This is a genomic window from Psychrobacter sp. CX16 (assembly GCF_057396245.1).
In genome coordinates this window covers 18,357-35,369 of record NZ_JBXYJF010000013.1, presented here as the reverse complement: position 1 = coordinate 35,369, position 17,013 = coordinate 18,357, and the positions used below count along the sequence as shown (strand labels likewise).

15 protein-coding genes are annotated in these 17,013 nt (G+C 43.2%); 13 read left to right on the top strand and 2 right to left on the bottom strand.

Annotation, left to right across the window (positions count from 1 at the left end; all coding sequences use genetic code 11):
• Positions 1-145: 145 nt before the first annotated feature.
• Positions 146-1,879 carry a glutamine--tRNA ligase/YqeY domain fusion protein gene (locus AC2SLM_RS06475; protein ID WP_486552717.1) on the top strand — a complete coding sequence of 578 codons (1,734 nt, stop codon included), beginning with the start codon at positions 146-148 and terminating at the stop codon, positions 1,877-1,879.
• Positions 1,880-1,990: 111 nt separating this feature from the next.
• Here the strand turns inward: AC2SLM_RS06475 and AC2SLM_RS06470 are convergent, their stop codons facing one another.
• Entirely contained in the window at positions 1,991-3,634 is a 1,644-nt protein-coding gene (locus tag AC2SLM_RS06470) for an aminotransferase class I/II-fold pyridoxal phosphate-dependent enzyme (RefSeq protein ID WP_486552715.1), read from the bottom strand.
• A 331-nt stretch (positions 3,635-3,965) separates the two neighbouring features.
• Here AC2SLM_RS06470 and msrB point away from each other — a divergent pair, with 331 nt between their 5' ends.
• The 12 genes from msrB to radA all read left to right on the top strand — a co-directional run bounded on the left by msrB (position 3,966) and on the right by radA (position 16,038).
• Entirely contained in the window at positions 3,966-4,388 is a 423-nt protein-coding gene (gene msrB, locus AC2SLM_RS06465; protein ID WP_486552714.1) for a peptide-methionine (R)-S-oxide reductase MsrB, read from the top strand.
• A 330-nt stretch (positions 4,389-4,718) separates the two neighbouring features.
• Positions 4,719-5,312, top strand: coding sequence for a 6-pyruvoyl trahydropterin synthase family protein (locus AC2SLM_RS06460; protein ID WP_486552713.1), 594 nt, complete (start codon positions 4,719-4,721; stop codon positions 5,310-5,312).
• A gap of 21 nt (positions 5,313-5,333) precedes the next feature.
• Positions 5,334-5,825, top strand: a complete 492-nt coding sequence (gene tsaE / locus AC2SLM_RS06455) for a tRNA (adenosine(37)-N6)-threonylcarbamoyltransferase complex ATPase subunit type 1 TsaE (RefSeq protein ID WP_486552712.1) — start codon at positions 5,334-5,336, stop codon at positions 5,823-5,825.
• A 94-nt stretch (positions 5,826-5,919) separates the two neighbouring features.
• Entirely contained in the window at positions 5,920-7,869 is a 1,950-nt protein-coding gene (gene mutL, locus AC2SLM_RS06450) for a DNA mismatch repair endonuclease MutL (protein WP_486552710.1), read from the top strand.
• 54 nt (positions 7,870-7,923) lie between these two features.
• A complete protein-coding gene (gene miaA, locus AC2SLM_RS06445) occupies positions 7,924-9,024 on the top strand; it encodes a tRNA (adenosine(37)-N6)-dimethylallyltransferase MiaA (protein WP_486552708.1) in 1,101 nt (366 codons plus the stop codon).
• 399 nt (positions 9,025-9,423) lie between these two features.
• The gene (gene hfq / locus AC2SLM_RS06440) at positions 9,424-10,035 is read left to right on the top strand and encodes an RNA chaperone Hfq (protein ID WP_486540920.1); all 612 of its coding nucleotides are present in this window, start codon (positions 9,424-9,426) and stop codon (positions 10,033-10,035) included.
• Between the two features lie 385 nt (positions 10,036-10,420).
• Positions 10,421-11,419, top strand: coding sequence for a KpsF/GutQ family sugar-phosphate isomerase (locus tag AC2SLM_RS06435; RefSeq protein ID WP_486552706.1), 999 nt, complete (start codon positions 10,421-10,423; stop codon positions 11,417-11,419).
• Between the two features lie 182 nt (positions 11,420-11,601).
• Entirely contained in the window at positions 11,602-12,129 is a 528-nt protein-coding gene (locus AC2SLM_RS06430; protein WP_486552704.1) for a KdsC family phosphatase, read from the top strand.
• Between the two features lie 116 nt (positions 12,130-12,245).
• Positions 12,246-12,836, top strand: coding sequence for an LPS export ABC transporter periplasmic protein LptC (gene lptC / locus AC2SLM_RS06425; RefSeq protein ID WP_486552702.1), 591 nt, complete (start codon positions 12,246-12,248; stop codon positions 12,834-12,836).
• A gap of 313 nt (positions 12,837-13,149) precedes the next feature.
• Complete coding sequence (gene lptA, locus AC2SLM_RS06420) at positions 13,150-13,650, top strand: lipopolysaccharide transport periplasmic protein LptA (protein ID WP_486552780.1); 501 nt, start codon at positions 13,150-13,152, stop codon at positions 13,648-13,650.
• Positions 13,651-13,737: 87 nt separating this feature from the next.
• Positions 13,738-14,454 carry an LPS export ABC transporter ATP-binding protein gene (gene lptB, locus AC2SLM_RS06415; RefSeq protein WP_486540951.1) on the top strand — a complete coding sequence of 239 codons (717 nt, stop codon included), beginning with the start codon at positions 13,738-13,740 and terminating at the stop codon, positions 14,452-14,454.
• A 135-nt stretch (positions 14,455-14,589) separates the two neighbouring features.
• Positions 14,590-16,038, top strand: coding sequence for a DNA repair protein RadA (gene radA, locus AC2SLM_RS06410; protein ID WP_486552701.1), 1,449 nt, complete (start codon positions 14,590-14,592; stop codon positions 16,036-16,038).
• Positions 16,039-16,070: 32 nt separating this feature from the next.
• On the opposite strand, the gene AC2SLM_RS06405 is transcribed toward radA, so the two are convergent.
• Positions 16,071-17,012, bottom strand: a complete 942-nt coding sequence (locus AC2SLM_RS06405) for a DMT family transporter (RefSeq protein WP_486552699.1) — start codon at positions 17,010-17,012, stop codon at positions 16,071-16,073.
• Position 17,013 lies beyond the last annotated feature (1 nt).

Sequence of the window (17,013 nt, the reverse complement as noted above, 5' to 3'; positions counted from 1 at the left end):
GCTTTTAAAAGAGGGGCTACAAAATATATTGTGTAAATAGATGAGCGATTGTGCTTAGGTTTGTTAGAATAGGGCATTTGTTATTTTTAATGGGTATTTGATTGCCCTTTTTATAAGAATTTTTGATGTTAGGAGCAGTAACTGAATGAGTAATGAGAATACCAATGCCAATATTGCCGATGAGAAAAACGACTTTATTCGTCATATAATCCGCGAAGACTTGGCACAAGACAAATACGATAAAATTGTGACCCGTTTTCCGCCAGAGCCAAACGGCTATCTGCATCTAGGGCATGTAAAATCTATCTGCCTAAACTTTGGTGTGTCTGAAGAGTTCAAAGGCGCGTGTAACCTGCGCTTTGATGACACCAACCCAACTGCAGAAAAACAAGATTACATCGATAATATTAAAAACGATGTGCAGTGGTTAGGCTTTGAATGGGCGGGCGAGCCGCATCATGCCTCAAGCTATTTTGATCAATTATATGCGTGGGCGGTACAACTTATTGAGCAAGGTGATGCCTACGTCGACTTGCAAACGCCAGAGCAAATCAAAGAAAACCGTGGTTCGTTTAATGAGCTGGGTAAGCCGTCGCCACAGCGTGATGCCAGCGTTGAAGAGAACTTACAGCGCTTTGATGATATGAAAAATGGCAAATATGCTGAAGGTGAAGCGGTGCTGCGTGCCAAGATTGATATGGCAAGCCCAAACATGAACATGCGCGACCCAGTTATTTATCGTGTGATGCATCAAACGCATCACCAGACGGGTGATAAGTGGTGTATCTACCCGATGTACGACTATGCGCATCCGTTATCTGATGCGATTGAGGGAATTACTCACTCATTATGTACGTTAGAGTTTGAAGACCATCGACCATTCTATGATTGGGCCGTTGAAAAAATCGGCTTTGATGTACCGCCGCATCAGTATGAATTTAGCCGTCTAAACGTTGACCATACATTGACCAGTAAGCGTAAGCTGAAGCAATTGGTTGATGAAGGCATCGTTAGCGGTTGGGATGATCCACGTATGCCAACGATTGCAGGCATGCGTCGCCGTGGTTATACGCCAGAGGGGTTACGTGACTTCTGTGACCGTGTTGGTGTGACCAAAGCAGACAGCGTGGTAGATTTCCGTTTACTAGAATTCAGCATTCGCCAATCGCTTGAAAATACCACTGCACGCGGTATGGCAGTCCTAAAACCGCTTAAAGTGACCATTACTAACTTTGATGAGGCAGTCAGCGAGTGGGAAAGCTTAAAAGCCGATAGCGTTAATGCCCGCTGGGATGAAGCGAATAAGACGTTGTGGCTGACTCAGCCTAAGCACCCTAACGTTGAGATGGGTGAGCGTGAGATTCCATTTACACAGACGATTTATATTGACCAAGGTGATTATGAGCTTGAGCCACCTAAGGGCTATAAGCGTCTGTCACCAGAGAAGACAGAAATCCGTTTACGTAACACGTATGTGCTTGCAGTGACTGAGCATGTGCTTGATGATGCGGGTAATGTGGTTGAGCTAAAAGCGACCATTGATAAAAACACACTGGGTAATAACCCTGAAGACCGCAAAGTGAAAGGCGTTATCCACTGGGTATCGGCAGACCAAGGCGTGCCTGCGACTGTGCATTTGTATGAGCACTTATTTAGCGTTGAGAATCCAGGCGCTGCCGAAGACATCCATGAAGTGTTAAACCCGAATTCATTAACGGTATTGAATGCAGTGGTTGAACCATCATTAGCAAACAGCGAGCCGGGCAGCCGTTTCCAGTTTGAACGTGAAGGTTACTTCGTTGCCGACGCTGTAGAACACACCAGCGATAAGCCTGTGTTTAACCAAATTGTTAGCTTACGTGATAACTATAAGCCGTAATCTCTTTTTAGCTATTTAGATAAATGAACGAAAAAAGGTCGCTAACTCAGTTAGTGACCTTTTTTATGGTTGAAAATCCTATTTCTAGAATAATTAGGGTAGTGGACTGTCTTAAGACTGTGCCAACGCCTCAGTACCATACTCACGACGTTTATTGGCAAAGAATCTATCTAATCTATCCATTGCATCTTCTAAGTCTAATAAGTTAGGTAGGAAGACCACACGGAAGTGATCGGGCGCATCCCAGTTAAAGCCAGTACCTTGTACCATCAATACTTTTTCTTCGATGAGTAAGTCCATCATAAACTGCATATCATCTTCAATTGGGTAGATAGTGCGGTCTATTTTTGGGAAGCAGTAGAACGCCCCTTGCGGCATGGTGCAAGAAATGCCTGGGATAGCGTTTAATCGCTCAACAGCCAGTTGACGTTGTTTATATAAGCGCCCTGATTCTGCGGTCAAGTCGAGCATACTTTGGTAGCCGCCCATCGAAGTCTGGATAGCGTGTTGTGCTGGCACGTTGGCGCACAGACGCATTGAGGCTAGCATGTCCAAGCCCTCGATAAAGTCGCTGGCGTAGTCTTTGTTGCCTGATAACATCAACCAACCGGCACGGAATCCGGCAATACGATGTGATTTAGACAAACCGTTATAGGTCAAAATAAATACATCTTGTGCAAGCGTACATAGCGGCGTGTGTACCGCATCATCATATAAAATACGATCGTAAATCTCATCCGCCATAAGCACTAGATTATGCTCGCGCGCCAATTCGATAATCTCTAATAGGACGTCATTAGAATAAAGCGCACCGGTTGGGTTATTAGGGTTAATTACCACAATACCGCGGGTTTTGTCAGTGATTTTTGAGCGGATGTCTTCAATATCTGGCTGCCAGTTATTATCCTCATTACAACGATAATGAACGGCTGTACCGCCTGCTAAGTTAGCCGCTGCTGTCCATAATGGATAATCTGGCATCGGGATTAAGACCTCATCACCATCATTCATCAGCGCTTGCATGGTCATGACAATCAGCTCAGAGACTCCATTGCCAAGGTAAACATCACGCACATCGACAGCAGATAGCAATCCTTTTGATTGATAATATTGCAATACCGCTTTTCGCGCTGAGAAGATACCTTGTGAGTCAGAATAACCGGTCGAGTTATGCAAATTTAGCGCAACATCCTGCAGAATCTCATGCGGCGCATCTAGGTTGAACGGGGCAGGGTTGCCGACGTTTAGCTTTAAGATACGCTGACCTTGTGATTCCATTTGCATGGCTGTTTTTAACAAAGGGCCACGAATGTCATAACAGACGTTTTGAAGTTTTTCAGATTTTCTTAAAGGCTGCTGAATATTGCTACGCTTTGAATTTGTCATGGTTGACTCGCTCGTGCTAGAGGTTGAAGAGGGGATTGGTGTAGATGATTTTGAGGCATTACTACTATGGTTGCTATTAGCGGTCTCATTTGAATTATTATCAGTGGAGTTTGCTTGTTGATTGTTATCGGTATCAGATTCCCCACGTAATAAATAACCTTCTGAGCAGCCCAATATGGTGGCGAGCGCAGGCAATTTAGAGGAGACGATGCCGTTAATACCACGCTCCCAATTAGAGATAGCGCCTCGGCTGACTTTAGAGCCCGATTCTGTCATTAATTGCGCTAATTGCTCCGCTGTTAGCCCTTTGGCTTTACGCAGTTTATTTAGGCGTTTGCCTTGGGCTTTGTAATCCGACTGCTCATTCATGCCTGCGTCCTTTTATTTTTATTTCATTTCTTCGCTATATTGTGATGAACCAATATAAATAAATCTCTTAATGCAAGATATTATTGCATTCTAATATTATTATCAATAGCCACTTTTGCAAGATATACTTGCATTTCTATTCAATGTTAATTATCTAAAGCTGTTGAGCATCCTTATTTTTTATTATGATTGTGTAACGGTTTATTTATGACAGGCTATATAAGTGCCTATAAGATAAAAATAAGGTGCTGTTCAGATAAATCAATTTGAACAAAGCAGTACGCGCCCACATAATAAGAGTCAGATGTACTAAAGTAATTAAGGACAAGTTATGCAAGATTCACAGTTGACCAAAGAAGAGATCGCACAATTAACAGATGCGGATTGGCGGGCACGCTTGAGCGATGAAGAGTATCGAGTGCTGCGTGAAAAGGGGACAGAGCGCCCTTTTACTGGTATTCATAATAATATGAGCGAGCAAGGGGTCTACCGCTGCAAAGGCTGCGGTGCTAAATTATTTGATTCAAGTAATAAATTTGATGCAGGTTGTGGTTGGCCCAGCTTCGATGCCACACTTGATGAGAGTGCAGTGGATGAGCACCTAGATACCTCGCATGGCATGCGCCGCGTAGAAGTAACCTGTAGCAACTGTGGTGGGCATTTGGGTCATGTATTCCCAGATGGGCCGAGAGAAACCACTGGTTTACGTTACTGCATTAACTCGGTAGCGATTGATTTGGAACCAAAAAGCTAAATATGAGGTAACTGCTTTCTGGGATTAGGCAGCCTTTAGAAATAATGGGTAACACTTACAAGTGTTATCCATTTTGTTTTTTAACTATGATGTTAAACTAGGTATATTAGTAAAGGCTGATATATTACTTTTAAAAAATACCTATACAGATAGAACTAGAATAAGGCTTACGCAAGTGAGTAGTGACTGAATATCATTTATTCGCGCAGTCTAAAAGGTAGAGCCAGACGCTTAATAAATAATATTCAGTCATCTATTTAATGTTGAGTGCCGTTACTTGTGTAAGTCCTATAACATCTAAAACAGTCATCGGTTTTAACGAGAATTGATATGCGAATACGTAAATTATTTAAATTTGAGAACGCTCATATTGTGCGTAATTGTAGTTCTGACAGATGCAAGCGCTCAATACATGGACACAGCTATCAGATTGAGCTTATTTTGCAAGCGGACAGATTAGACAATGGTCAGATGGTCTATGATTTTGGGCTATTAAAGTCGTCTATTAAAGATATTATCGACAGCTTTGACCATGCGATATGCTTTTGGAACAAAGATGACCCTGAGTATATTTCCATGTGTAAGCAGTTTAGTGCGCGCTGGATTAGTCTGCCAGTATCACCCTCTGCTGAACAATTCTCGCGTGTGATTTTCTTTTGGGCACAAAGTATTTTAAACCAAACCAAAATGGCCAATGGTGAAGCAGGGGTGAGCGTTTATTCTGTGATTGCGCATGAAACCGCGACAGGTTATGCGCAATGCTTCGCTGAAGATGTTAGCAATGAGCACATGGGTGTGTTAACGCTTGAAGACTTTGAGTTTAGTGATCAGGTCAAGCAAGAATGGAGCGACCCTAAAATGTATGACAAGCTGATAGCAGGCGAGCCATTTATAAACCCTGAAGTGACCTTACAAGTTAAATAGCAATCATGGCAGATAATAACTATGACAGAACAAACAGTCACGCATACTTTAAAGTCTGAACAGGACACGCAGCGCTTGGCACAGCAATTGGCTAAGGCTAATATCACAGGTAGTGTCTGGCTATCTGGTGATTTGGGTGCCGGTAAAACGACGTTGACCCGTTATTGGCTCAGAGCGCTTGGGCATGAGGGTGCGGTAAAAAGCCCGACCTATACCTTGGTTGAGCCTTATGAGTTAGCGACGTCTACTCAGTCTAATATTGAGCGCGTTTATCATGCTGACTTATATCGTCTGCAAGATCCAGAGGAGATCTCCTTCATTGGCTTCGAAGAGTATCTAGAGGATGAGCGGGCACTGGTTATTATTGAATGGGCAAGCCGTGCTGAAGAGTATTTGCCGCAGCCAGTTATGACTCTTAATATTGCGGTAACCAAGCAGAACGAGCAAGAAGTGAGAGAAGTCACTGTAACTTATGCAGATAGTATACGCTTTGATGTGCCTAGATTCGATTAAGCGATCCTTTAGGCTTATTTATTCAAATTAGTTTCTAGAAGCATCAGACTGTTAGCCAAAATAAATTTATTCACATCAATCGTTGACCTCTTTAATGACATTACCCAGTAATTCCGTTCACTCTGTTAGCCAAGACAGCGCTATCGTACAACCGAGCCACAGTAACCGTATCAAAAAGCTGCCGCCGCTGCTAGTTAACCAACTTGCAGCTGGTGAGGTAGTCACGCGTCCGGCTTCTGTGGTTAAAGAGTTGGTTGAAAATGCCATTGATGCCGGTGCCAAAACCATAGAAATTCGTATTACCCAAGGCGGTATGGGCATTATTGAAGTGGCCGATGACGGCTGTGGTATCCATCCGGATGATATGGTGATGGCGGTTACTCGATTTGCCACCAGTAAAATTGCTGATGTGGCGCACTTACAAGGTATTGCGACGCTTGGGTTTCGGGGAGAAGCTTTAGCAGCGACTGCGGCGGTATCTCGATTAACCTTAAAGAGTAGTGCTGATAGCGATGGGGTGGGTCGTGAGTTAAATGTAGCAGGTATTTTAGAGGACACGCCTGCGTTAATGCCTGTAGTACATCCGCAAGGCACGACGGTGTCCGTAAAGGATTTATACTTCAATGTGCCGGCACGACGCGGAAATTTAAAATCTATTTCGACAGAATATGCGCATATTGAATCGGTGGTAAAGCAGTTGGCCTTAGTTGCCAGTGACATCACCTTTACATTATGGCATAACGACAAGCGACGCTTTCATTTTGAAGCGGTTAAAGCAAATGGTTTGTCTCAAGCTGTGAACACGCAGGCTTTATATAATCAGACCTCAAGTAATAACTCTAATGGTACTACTAGCAGTGATAGTGGGTTAATAAAATCACATATGATGCAATCTGTATTGGCACGGCTGCAATCTATTTTGCCAAGCTTGCACGCTCAATCTGGTTTGCTTGATGACAATAAGCTGCAACCCTTATTTATCGATTTAGAAGGGTTACGTCCTAAAAGTGCTTTGTCTGCACAAAATACTCAGCCCTTGGCGATTTCTGGCTTCATAATACCAAGTACGAATTCTACTATTAATCCCCCTAGTAGCTACAAATTGATTTATATTAATGGGCGACTGGTAAAAGACAGACGTATCGCACAGAGTATGCGAGACAGCGTAGGCGAAGGGCAGCAATTGGGCTATGTGCTGTTCTTTAATTTGCCGACGGCGTGGCTTAATTTAAATGTACATCCCTCAAAGCAGTGTATTAAGATTCAAAACCTTGCCAATATCATGGCACATCTAGAAGTAGGCGTGCGTGATGCCTTGCAAAGCTGGAAAAAGCGACAGCCTAAGTCTAATCAGAACCAAAATACAGGCCAGAATAACAAGGGTGCAGATTTACAGCAACGACAATCCCAGTCTCAAACATTAGCGTTTACTGGCAGGTTTGAGGCGTCCAAGGTTCCTGTAATTAATGAGCGCTTTCCAGATAATCGTTCTTATGACCGAAGCCCTAATGATTCTATTCAGCATAATAAAAGTCTGGTAAATGAGCCGTTGGTTAATTATCAAAACAGCTTAGCAATAGCTTCTGCCTTACCTAAAGAGAGTTCTGAGCCTGAGAGTTGGGGCTCGTCAGTGCAAAGTGAGGCATTGCTATCACTGCCTTTATATCGATGCTTATATTTATTAGAGCTCACTGATATTGATTCTGACTTATTAGAAAATCTAACTCAAGACGATAGGGGTCAGAATAAGTCATCACGATTGGTATTATTACAACAAAACGATATGCTGTGGTTATGTACTGATTTTTATCTGATAGAAGCCTTGGGCCACGATAATGAATCAGTGGAGCAGGTAATGGGCAGTTATGAGCAGTGTGATGAGACAAATAGGCTGGCATGGCTAAATCAAAGCATGCATCATCGGCTAATGGCTTGTACTGATAGTGATGATGTATCTCGCTTACAGGCTTCGATACAGCTGAAAGCAGCAGCCAAGCTGACATTGCAAGAGGTGATGAAGATGATGCTAGGGCAAGATAAGTAGGTTTAGGGTTTTAGATAAAAATAATAGCGATTAAGATGACGAAGAGTATAGAGCATGGTTGAGACGGCAGAGCAGCGTAATCCTAAAAACATAAGTGAACAATTACCCGATAATGCAGTGGTTTGTTTGATGGCACCTACGGCCAGTGGTAAGACCTCGCTTGCATATGAGCTTTATGAAACGGGTCGTTTTGAGATTATCTCTGTTGATTCTGCGCTTATTTATAAAGATATGAATATTGGTACAGCTAAGCCGACAGCAAAGGAGTTAGCACAGTTTCCGCACTATTTAGTCGATATTATTGAACCCAATCAGAGTTATAGTGTGGCAAGCTTTGTTGCCGATGTGGATGCGCTTATCAAACAGATTCATGCGCGTGGCAAAATCCCGTTATTGGTTGGCGGCACTATGATGTATTACATGTCGCTGTTTTCAGGATTATCACCGATTCCAGAAACTGATTTTTCTATCCGTGAACAGGTAGAAGCATGGCGTCAAAAAGCGGGTATTGAAGCGCTACATGATTATTTAAAGCAAGTCGATCCGGATATAGCGGCTCGGTTAAACATCGGCGATACTCAGCGTATCACACGTGCCATTGAAGTATATAAACAGACCAATAAACCATTAAGTGAGTGGCAGGATTTACCTAAGCTGGCGTTGTCAGATAATCCAGATCAATATTGGCTAGGTCTTGCGGTTATGCCGGATAGAAAATGGCTGCATGAGCGAATTGAGCTGCGTTTAGATATGATGTGGAAAGCAGGCTTTATAGACGAGGTGTTATCACTAATTAAAGATTACCCGTTAGCGCCTGATATGCCGTCCATGCGCTGCGTGGGTTATCGTCAAGTGATAGACTATCTAATCGCAACCCAGCATCCGGCAGTAAAAAATCTTATACTTAATGATAATTTTACTGACAATAAACAACATGACTGTGAGGCTGTAGACGAGGCTATTGCTTGTCAAGATATGAAAAATAAGGCATTATATGCGACAAGGCAGCTGGCAAAGCGCCAATATACGTGGCTTAGGAACTTAGTCTCTACTTATGAAAAGCCAGACGATGCGTCCCCATTAGAAGCGAGTAAGGCTGTATACAAATTCTCTACTATAAATGATGCAAAGCATTATCTCTTTAGTCGACTTTAATGTGTATGATAGGTGATAGGTTAGTGTAGTGCTATTTATTATAGTGGCGTGTTTTTATATGCCTTAACTGTCCGCACTGCATCCGATTGTTAAGGGCTGGTGTAGATAGGCAGCACATATAGCAAAACAAGTATAAATAGTCATACGATAACTATCAAATATAAGACAATAGATATAACTGTACTATAGTCATCACTGCTATAAGCTGTTACGGTGTTAAGATAACTTTAAGTAAGATGTTATGATTTGAGCAGTCGATTTTCATTGCTGTATTTGACTCTTAATGACTGTGCCCCCATTTACTAATAACAACCAAGTATAAATTGAGGTGTACAGATTCTCATTATAATTATTTGTCATCCACTTATAATAAATTAAAAAATTAAGGAGACATCTATCATGTCTAAAGGACAAACATTACAAGACCCATTTTTGAATTCGCTTCGTAAAGACCGTATTCCTGTTTCTATCTTTTTAGTAAACGGTATTAAGCTCCAAGGGCAAATTGAATCATTTGACCAATATGTGGTATTGCTTAAAAATACTGTTAGCCAAATGGTTTATAAACATGCGATCTCAACAGTTGTTCCAGCACGTAACCCACGCAGCAGCGGTACAGCACCTGTGGGCAGCACAGGTCAACAGCCTGTCGGCTATCAAGGCGGCTTCGGTAGCGCACCAAGTGGCGGTTTTGATCGTGGTTCGGTAGGCTTTGAGCCAGGCGGATTTGCAAGTAAACGTAGCAGCTTCAATCGTGGCGGCGGATTTGCAGATCGCGGCTTTAATCAAGAACGTGGCGGCTTTGTACAAGAACGCGGATTTGGTGTAGAGCGCGGCTTTGAGGGTGATCGCGGTTTTGATTCTGATCGTACTTTTGGTGTCGGTAGCAATCGTCCACAGCGCGGTTTTGATGATCGCAACTTTGAGAAACGTGGCTTTGATGACCCAAGTGGCCCAAGCACGCACAGTAACCACGATACGCCGCCTAAAGGATTTGGTGAAGACGAATAATAGTCAACGATCAGTCGTATCTAATAAGCTGAATGTAATGTAATATTATGAAGCTTATTTACTAATCAAATACCAATAAAAGTCTTTACTAGCGTTTATGGTTTTATTTACTCTTATTGTGTCATTCATATTTAAACCTGCTTTTATTGCAGGTTTTTTTAATGCAGTCTATTTAATGAATCAAGATTAATACAATAAACTGTTTATTCCGTAGTGGCTCACATGTATTCACATTCGAAGCACTGCGTTGGTCCAGTAGACTGTGCTAAACTTAACCTTTAAAATGCTTAGAGAGACTTTTCTTACTTTTGATTAGGCGTTAACATCTGTCTATTAAATAAGCGACTTCTGGCATTTCCATTCTTTATCAAATCAGCTACTTATTATGAAAGCACCCTTTTCACATCCGACAGCAGAGCAGTATATAAAATTTGCCACTGATGCCATTCGCACGGAGCAGGCCGCGTTAGAGTTGTTAATCGAACAACTTGATGAGCGCTTTGTTCAAGCATGTGAGCTGATTTTAAATTGCCGTGGTCGTGTGGTAGTCACAGGCATGGGTAAATCTGGTCATATTGGCCGCAAAATTGCTGCTACCTTTGCCTCTACGGGCTCAGCTGCCTTTTTTATGCATCCTGGTGAGGCCGGCCACGGCGATTTGGGTATGCTAGTAAAAGGTGACGTATTGCTAGCAATTTCTAATTCGGGTGAATCTGATGAGATTAAGACCCTATTGCCAGTAGTCAAACAGTTGTCTATCCCCTTGATTAGTATCAGCCGTGATAAGCGCGGCATGTTACCAAAAGCTGCGGACGTGGCCTTAACTTTAGGCGCGTCAGAAGAAGCGTGTCCGCTAGGGTTGGCACCAACCTCCAGTACTACGGCAACCTTAGCCTTAGGTGATGCGATTGCGGTCGCACTGGTACATGCCCGTCATTTTACCTCTGAAGATTTTGCGTTATCGCATCCGGCAGGGGCATTGGGTCGCAAATTATTGATGCGTGTCAGTGACCTGATGCATCAAACAGAAAAAGACTTGCAGTTACCAATCGTTAATAAAGAAACCAGTTTGCATAAAGCACTGTTTGTGATGACCAGTGGACGTTTGGGTATGGCTGTGATTGTTGATGATAAGACGCGGGTGGTCGGTATATTCACCGATGGCGATTTAAGACGCGCGTTAGAGAAGCACATAGATTTAAAAACGCCAATGGCCGATATCATGACGGCCAATCCTCAGCAGGTGTCAAAAGACATGCGTGCCTCTGATGCCTTGACCATGATGAATGAAAAAGCGATCAATCAGCTGCTTATTGTCGACGAAAAGCAGCATCTAGAAGGAATTATCACCATCCACGACTTATTAAAAGCAGGGGTGAGTTAACCTTGTAACTGAAGGCTTATAGGGCTTATTGTTTAATCCCGAAATTCGCTTTAATCACGAAATTCGCCAGAATATTTAAGATGTCACGGCGTTCATTCATCCTATAAAATATCAAGAATATCCAAAATAAAGTATTTAAAATTAAAACACCATTAGACGAGATGAGACAAAAGGAATAAGCAATGCAAGATTTAATTAAAGCTGCGGGCAACGTAAAATTACTGGTACTTGATGTCGATGGTATCTTGTCGAATGGTTATATCACCTATGATGCCAACGGTATTGAGACCAAGTCTTTTAATGTCAAAGATGGTATCGGCGTGAAGTCGCTTAAAACAGCGGGCGTTAAGACAGCCATCATCACGGGTCGTTCAAGCGCTATGGTTGATAAACGTGCCAAAGAGATGGGTGTTGATTATGTGGTGCAAGGTCGAGATGATAAACTTGCTGCATTAAAAGAGCTATTGAGCGATTTGTCTATAGAGTTGGCCGATTGCGCCTATATGGGTGATGATTTACCTGATATTAAAGCGCTACAGTCGGTGGGGTTTTCTGCTACTGTACCTAATGCGCATCAAGACGTCTTAAGCCGTGTGATGATGGTAACCACACGTGATGGCGGTGAAGGGGCAGTTCGTGAAGTCTGCGATTTAATCTTAAAAGGCCACGGCAAATACGATGAGTATTTAAGCCAATATATCCTCGACTAAATACTGATTAAACGAGATAGCCTAAATTTAGTGAACTAAACCATAACTCTGAGCGCCTCAATGGTGCAGCGTGGTATAGTTAACCTAATGATTTTTTGTAGTGACAAAGAGGTTTAATGAATACGCGTTTCTTATTTATCTTATCGCTGTTAGTGACGGTGTTTGCGGTTTGGTTCTATCGCAATCAGGGCGAGCTTGACTCTGTGATTAACCTCTCTGAAACCAATATCGAATATGAAGCAACCGATATCTTAGCGGTGCAAACTAATGAAAATGGCTATGCAGAATACTCACTAACTGCCGACGACCTAACGCATTATGCAGCTGAGAATTCTGATAAAATGAATGGTATGACATTAAACTGGCGCCCCAATGCTGACAGAAATGTAGTAGTAAATGCTGATGAAGCGACCATATATCATGAGCAGTCCAAAGTGGTTATGACCAACAATGTGCTCTTCTCGAGTCATCAGTCGACAGATGCACAAGGAGATGTTAAGCCGCCAATGAAGCTGGTTGCTGAGGAGCTGATTGGTGATTTAAAGGCCAAAAAAGTCTATAGCGATAAGCCGATTGAGGTGACTCAAGCTGAAAATAGCTTTGATTCAGCAAGTTTTAAGGCAGATATGAGTACAGGTGATTATGAGTTTGAGCAGGTTGCTGTCACTTTTATGCCGCCTGCGCGTAATGACCAACCTGTATTCTAAATCGATCATATCTTGCAATATCATTCATTCTTTAAACCAATAACAGTTAGCTTATAAACTCAATTTATAGATAAGCCATAACGCAGATAGGTTAGGCGAGCAGCTAACGATATAATAAGATAGATGCTAAACTATATCGCTCTTTGCCTAATTGAATAGGCGGAGCAATACCCCCATATAAAGACCATATCATATAAAATATTAGACCTTATTTTTAGGCCATAATCTTAGGAACGACACTGTGAATCAACGCTCTAATACCATAGCGCAGCACCTTGCAAACACTCTATTAAATCAAGCCAGAAAAGTAACAATGGTGGCTGTTACCACAATGATAGCAGTGGCTTCATTTAATGCTTATGCTTTGCCGTCTGATGCGCAGCAGCCCATCCGTTTGTTGGCAAACAAAGCAACTTATAGTGAGCGCACTGGGGTGACTTCTTATTCAGGTAATGTCACCATTACCCAAGGGACGTTGAAGCTTGCAGCGGATAATATTACCGTTAATCTATCCGATAATCGTAGCATTCGCTCGGCCATTGCTACGGGTCGTCCAGCGACAATGCAGCAAGTGGTGACCAAAGAGAAAGGCCTTGCCAAAGGTCAAGCAAATAAAATTGATTACAATGCCCAAAACGGTATCGTGACGCTAACGGGTAATGCTAAGTTAACCCAGAACGGAGCCAGCTTCTCAGGTAATGAGATTCGCTACAGCTTAAAAGTGGGTGATGTGGAAGCCACAGCCGGTGGTAGCCAACGTGTAGAGCTTATTTTCCCACCAAGTGAATCGAATAGCCGTAGAGGAGTAAGATAAGTTATGGCCACTCAGCAGATTAACGCCGACCAGGTAACAGATACGCGACCTGTCTCTACGTCAAACAACCAAACGACCACATTAACCATGCGCAGCTTAGCCAAACGCTATGGTAAGCGCTGGGTGGTTAAGGATGTGTCATTTAGTGTTGAGCAAGGTCAGGTTGTGGGTCTGCTAGGGCCAAACGGTGCCGGTAAAACCACCAGTTTTTATATGGTAGTTGGTCTGGTGAATATGGATAAGGGCGTGGTTAAATTAGGTGACCAAGACTTGTCTAAATATGCCATGCATGAGCGTGCACGTGCTGGTATCGGCTATCTGCCGCAGGAAGCGTCTATCTTTCGCAAACTATCTGTACAAGATAATATCATGGCCATTTTGCAAACTCGAAAAGATTTGGATAAAGCGGCGCAGAAAAGTGAGCTTGAGAAACTGATTTCTGAATTTAACTTGGGTCATGTCCGTCATTCGTTAGGTATGAGTGTATCAGGTGGGGAGCGTCGCCGCTGTGAGATTGCCCGTGCGCTGGCGGCTGATCCTAAGTTTATTTTATTAGATGAGCCGTTCGCTGGTGTTGATCCGATTTCAGTCAGTGATATTAAAGATGTAATTATTGCGCTAAAACATCGTGGTATTGGCGTATTGATTACTGATCACAACGTACGTGAAACGCTTGCCATTTGTGAATGCGCATATATCGTGAGTGAAGGCGCCATTATTGCCAACGGCACGCCTGATGAAATCTTGAATAACGAGTTGGTGAAAGAGGTGTACTTGGGACGAGACTTCCAAGCACTGTGCTAATTGTCCGCCTTGCTCTATACGCAATTTGATAATAGCTGGCCTGATAAGCCGGCTATTTTTAACTCTAAAATTTCTGTTATCCCCTTTAATAAGCGGCTAATGGTGCTCATTTATCAAACTATAAAGGTCTAAATTATGGCGAAATCAAAAACCAGTTATGTCTGTCAAAATTGTGGTGCCTATTTTGGTAAATGGGCAGGGCAGTGCTCAGATTGCGGTGAATGGAACACGCTGGTTGAAGCACCGAATGTCAGCTTGCCGCATCATAAAGCTGCTAATAAAGCACCGGTGCCAGCCAGTCATGTTGGGGAGAAATCTGGCGGCGTTAAGGCTGGAGATCGTGCCAACTATTCCGGCTCACAAAGCGGTGTGGTTACCTTAAATTCAGTAAATGTCACTTTTGATACACGGTTGCCTACCGGTATCGGCGAGTTTAATCGAGTATTAGGGGGCGGCTTAGTAGCCGGTTCGGTAGTACTTATTGGTGGTGACCCAGGTATCGGTAAATCAACCATTTTGCTGCAAACGGCAGCAAACATGGCAGATCCAGAATCATTGTCCGGTAGCGCGCTCTATGTCACAGGTGAGGAGTCTTTATCACAAGTCGCTATGCGTGCTCAGCGTCTAGGATTGCCAAGCGAGCACCTAAAGGTTATGACAGAGACCAATGTTGAGACTATTTGTGCTGCTTTAACCCAAGAGCAGCCAGCAGTGGCCATCATTGACTCTATTCAGACGATTTATACTGACGCGATTAATTCAGCACCCGGCGGCGTCAGTCAAATCCGTGAGTCAGCGGCTATGCTAACGCGTTATGCAAAACAAACAGGTACGGCGCTATTCTTGGTCGGTCACGTAACCAAAGAGGGTACATTGGCAGGCCCTCGTGTGCTTGAGCATATGGTCGATACGGTATTGTACTTTGAGGGTCAGTCTGACTCACGATTTAGAATGATTCGTGCTGTCAAAAACCGTTTTGGTGCGGTCAATGAGCTTGGCATCTTTGGCATGACCGATACAGGCCTGAAAGAGGTGGCGAACCCGTCAGCGATATTTTTAAGTCGTTACGATAAGCCCATATCAGGCTCTGTGGTCATGGTCAGCCGTGAAGGCACACGTCCGTTATTGGTCGAGGTGCAGGCCTTGGTGGATGATTCAGCTGGTCAGCCCAGACGTATGGCATTAGGCTTAGACCCCCAGCGTTTGGCGATGCTGCTTGCAGTCATGCACCGTCATGGCGGTATTCATACCAGTGGGCAGGATGTGTATGTCAACGTGGTCGGCGGTGTTAAAGTGATGGAGACAGGCTCTGATTTGGCTGTGTTATTGGCCTGTGCTTCGAGCATTAAAGAGAAACCACTACCATCCTCCTTAGCAGTCTTTGGTGAGGTGGGGCTTTCAGGAGAAATACGCCCTGTGCCAAACGGTCAAGAGCGTTTAAAAGAGGCGATGAAACATGGTTTTAAGCATGCTATTGTGCCCAAAGCCAATGCCCCAAAAGATTTAATGGGGCAATTTGAGGGTATTAATGTGATTACGGCTGATCGACTAGATGATGCGATTGATAGAGCTTTCGAGATTTAAATAAACCTTTATTTGGTTTTTATTCTTAGCTTCTAGGGTCTACTAAGTAGTGTATTGCTGGCTTGGCGCTTTAGATGAGCACCATATTCTGAACAGAAGATGCCGGTCATCACCAGTGCCAAAGCAATCACATGATTGGTAGTCATAGACTCGTCTTGGAAAAATAATACGCCCATGACGGCACCAAATACGGGCAATAGATTCATGGTTAAAGAGGCTCTATCAGCACCGATTTGAATCACACTCTCCATATAAAAAAGCTTGGAGATGATCGAGATAAATATAGCGATATAGAGTAGCAGTAACCAGCCTTTCCAGTCAGGGAAATGTAAGCCATTATGTATTAAATCATAACCATAAAATGGGACAGACACGATAAGTCCTGCTAAGCTCATCGCCCACATCATACTTGCCCAGTGTATCTTTGGTGCATGGCGTAGAGCGACTGAATACCCGATATAGATAGCGGTGGTCATCAGTGCTAGAGAGTCACCTAGCGCAAATTTATAGTTTACTAGCGTAAAGGGTTGACCACCGGTTAATATCCACAGTACTCCTGCAAATGCGATAGCAACTCCGAACCACTGTAGCGGATGTGTCTTATCTTTATACAGTAAGGCGGTAATACAAATCACGCCAGTAGGAATAAGTGCGGTAATAATCGAGACATTGACTACTGTTGCACCGAGTGAAAATGCGCTATACAGCACTAAGTTAAATAGAGCGAAACCGCTACCCCCGACCACAAACAACCATAACCAGTGCTTCTTGAGCATCGTCCAGTCTTGACGAATAAAGCGTTTGGCAGCAAAGCTTAGAATCAGTGCTGCCAAAAACCAACGAAAAAAAGTCATCTCATAGGGAGTTAGCCATCCTTTGCCTAATTTTCCTGTGATATTACTGGTCGCCCACAATAGAGGTGCGATAATAAGCATCACATAAGGGGAGGGTAGTCCTTTTTTGAGCGTAGACATA

What these genes read in the sequence shown, in the direction of transcription:
- AC2SLM_RS06475 (WP_486552717.1), top strand. Translation starts at nt 146, where the DNA reads ATGAGTAATGAGAATACCAATGCCAATATTGCCGATGAGAAAAACGAC.
- AC2SLM_RS06470 (WP_486552715.1), bottom strand. Translation starts at nt 3,634, where the DNA reads ATGAATGAGCAGTCGGATTACAAAGCCCAAGGCAAACGCCTAAATAAA.
- msrB (WP_486552714.1), top strand. Translation starts at nt 3,966, where the DNA reads ATGCAAGATTCACAGTTGACCAAAGAAGAGATCGCACAATTAACAGAT.
- AC2SLM_RS06460 (WP_486552713.1), top strand. Translation starts at nt 4,719, where the DNA reads ATGCGAATACGTAAATTATTTAAATTTGAGAACGCTCATATTGTGCGT.
- tsaE (WP_486552712.1), top strand. Translation starts at nt 5,334, where the DNA reads ATGACAGAACAAACAGTCACGCATACTTTAAAGTCTGAACAGGACACG.
- mutL (WP_486552710.1), top strand. Translation starts at nt 5,920, where the DNA reads ATGACATTACCCAGTAATTCCGTTCACTCTGTTAGCCAAGACAGCGCT.
- miaA (WP_486552708.1), top strand. Translation starts at nt 7,924, where the DNA reads ATGGTTGAGACGGCAGAGCAGCGTAATCCTAAAAACATAAGTGAACAA.
- hfq (WP_486540920.1), top strand. Translation starts at nt 9,424, where the DNA reads ATGTCTAAAGGACAAACATTACAAGACCCATTTTTGAATTCGCTTCGT.
- AC2SLM_RS06435 (WP_486552706.1), top strand. Translation starts at nt 10,421, where the DNA reads ATGAAAGCACCCTTTTCACATCCGACAGCAGAGCAGTATATAAAATTT.
- AC2SLM_RS06430 (WP_486552704.1), top strand. Translation starts at nt 11,602, where the DNA reads ATGCAAGATTTAATTAAAGCTGCGGGCAACGTAAAATTACTGGTACTT.
- lptC (WP_486552702.1), top strand. Translation starts at nt 12,246, where the DNA reads ATGAATACGCGTTTCTTATTTATCTTATCGCTGTTAGTGACGGTGTTT.
- lptA (WP_486552780.1), top strand. Translation starts at nt 13,150, where the DNA reads ATGGTGGCTGTTACCACAATGATAGCAGTGGCTTCATTTAATGCTTAT.
- lptB (WP_486540951.1), top strand. Translation starts at nt 13,738, where the DNA reads ATGCGCAGCTTAGCCAAACGCTATGGTAAGCGCTGGGTGGTTAAGGAT.
- radA (WP_486552701.1), top strand. Translation starts at nt 14,590, where the DNA reads ATGGCGAAATCAAAAACCAGTTATGTCTGTCAAAATTGTGGTGCCTAT.
- AC2SLM_RS06405 (WP_486552699.1), bottom strand. Translation starts at nt 17,012, where the DNA reads ATGTCTACGCTCAAAAAAGGACTACCCTCCCCTTATGTGATGCTTATT.